We start from the raw sequence: 2393 nt of genomic DNA on the forward strand, positions 1-2393 counted from the left end.
GGGATTGCTTTTTCCAACAAGCGTTGGTTGCACTTCTTCATGTTATTTGTACCCGTAACCGGGTTATGGATGAGTGCAGTAGGAATTGTGGGTTTGGCACTCAACTTACGTGCCTATGACTTCGTGTCCCAAGAATTACGGGCAGCAGAAGACCCAGAATTTGAAACATTTTATACCAAAAACATTTTGCTGAACGAGGGTATCCGTGCATGGATGGCACCTCAAGATCAGCCACACCAGAACTTTATATTCCCTGAGGAAGTACTACCTCGTGGTAACGCTTTGTAATTAATTTTTGTAATTAATTTTTGACACAAGTAATCACGAAAAAATCACCCGCCCACAGGCGGGTTTTTTATTCACGAAGGGAAGAAGGAAGAAGGATAATTGGTGGGGGACTTAAAGCTTCGGCTTCACTCAGCTTTATCCCAAAAGCTCGAAGGGAAGAAAGAGGAAAGTACTTTGTTTTAAGAATATGAAACTCTACCTTCTTCCTTCTTCCCTCTGACTTCTCGCGTAGCGAGTTAAACAAGTAATAAATAAAAAGTAATAAGTAACTCCACCCTCAAAAGAGACCACTTAGTTTTAGTTTTCAATATTAATCAAACTACTATAAATAATACATCCGAAGGCGAGCAAAAATGCGATCGCACCTGTAAAAGCAGCAAATTCTGGTGTAATAGCTTGAGGTTTGGCAAACACTGAGCCAAAAATACTCATAGCTAAACCAACACCACCAAAATACATACCTACGCCCAAACCTCCACGATGCGAAGGCACCATTTCTAAGGCGAAGGGTATTGTACCATTCAAAATGAAACTAATAGCAATTGCTAAAGGGGCAAGAATTACTATGTTTGCGCCCAACACAGGTAACAGTAGCATCAACAAAATAGCTATACCCATACTACCCAGCATGGCATTACGGTTGCCAATCTTTTTAGCAATCAAGCCAGCAGGTAAAGCCGCAATAGCCACTGTCATACCGAAGAGAACCATCTGTAATTGTACATTATCGCTATTTAGCTGAACTTTCAGAAATTTACCGACTCCATCAAGTAACAAACGATATCCCCAAGCGAAACTACCACCCAAGGTAAAAATTAATCCCAGTGCTTGAATAGATACTGGCGAAGGTGAGGCTGCTCGGTGTCGATCGACGGGTTCGCCTGACACAATTTCGGGAGGATGGATAAATCTTAATATAGCTGCTGAAGTTAACAGCACAAAAGAACCAAATGCAAAGGTAATAACTGGGCCAAAACTAAGCAGTAAATTATTCGCACTAATTCTAAAAGAACCGATAGTTCCACCAATTAAGGTGAGGACACTAGCAGCCATTGGTAAACTTTTTGGCAGAGCATACCGTCCCAACAAAGATAGTACTGGACTGCGAAATACAGTCATTGCTAAAGCCCAAGCTACCAATAATACTGGCAAAATATACTTTAGTACTGTTGTCGGTGGGACAAAAGTTACAATACAGGGAACAGCAATAAATAAAGTTGAAGAAAGGAGAACTCCAACTGTAATAAAAGGGAAACGGCTACCAAACCAACGTTGATTTTGATCGGAAAGGGAACCCATCAAAGGCTCCATGAATACAGCTAAAGCATTTTCTAAAATTAGCAGACTTATCGCCAAAGACTTAGAGAAGCCGAATTGCACCAATAACTTAGGTAAGTAAAAATTGTAAATTACCCAACTCAGTGTAATCGCACCCTGTACCATCGCCAAACCACAAACCTGTAACCATAACACTTGTGTTCTATTAGACATATTTGTACTTAATATTTTGAGTTATGGGATGTGTTTAAATACTATAACCAGAATAATTCGTGAGGTTCGCCCTTTGTGCATTTCTTTTTGAAACAATAAACTTTATTCAATAGCGTAGTACCATTACTTTGTGAGGCTGCGCTAAATTTTTGATACTCCTAAGTAAGTCGGCACAATAAAACCAAACTATGTGGAGAAAAGTAAATAAGGCTAAAACCCTTTTTCCCCCTGCTCCCTGCCCCCTGCCCCCTGTCTTATCCAAACGATAATTTTTTACGCCTACCTACTTATGTCCTTCTGACTTTGTGTCCTTTGCGGTTAATTAATTATTGAATTTGGCGCATTTGTATACAAAATTGGTATAAGTTCCAACTAAAAGGAGAAAAGATAATGGCTCGCAACTACGACATTATTTGTTTCGGGGATGAAGTTCCGGGGATATTAGCACTGGTGTGTGCTGCACGAGAATATCACCGGCGCACAGGTAAATATCCTAGTAGCTTGTTAATGCTTAAGGGTAACTCTCAATTGGGTATTGGTGGTCATTTAGTTAGGGGTGGTTTATCATACCTAGATCGCTCTGCGGTTCCCATTCCCATTCGCCAGTCCTATGG

Annotated in this window: 1 protein-coding gene and 2 pseudogenes; 2 read left to right on the forward strand and 1 reads right to left on the reverse strand. The window is 40.5% G+C overall.

All coding sequences use genetic code 11. From position 1 onward, the window contains the following. Window positions 1–288: pseudogene (locus CALSC_RS24840) on the forward strand (photosystem II D2 protein (photosystem q(a) protein)); the annotation flags it as partial. A 297-nt stretch (window positions 289–585) separates the two neighbouring features. Here the strand turns inward: CALSC_RS24840 and CALSC_RS24845 are convergent. Next, a complete protein-coding gene (locus CALSC_RS24845) occupies window positions 586–1779 on the reverse strand; it encodes an MFS transporter (protein ID WP_088243879.1) in 1194 nt (397 codons plus the stop codon). Window positions 1780–2169: 390 nt separating this feature from the next. Between CALSC_RS24845 and CALSC_RS24850 the strand changes: the two are divergent. Then, window positions 2170–2393: pseudogene (locus CALSC_RS24850) on the forward strand (FAD-dependent oxidoreductase); the annotation flags it as partial.

It is taken from the genome of Calothrix rhizosoleniae SC01 (assembly GCF_900185595.1).
GTDB lineage: Bacteria > Cyanobacteriota > Cyanobacteriia > Cyanobacteriales > Nostocaceae > Calothrix_A > Calothrix_A rhizosoleniae.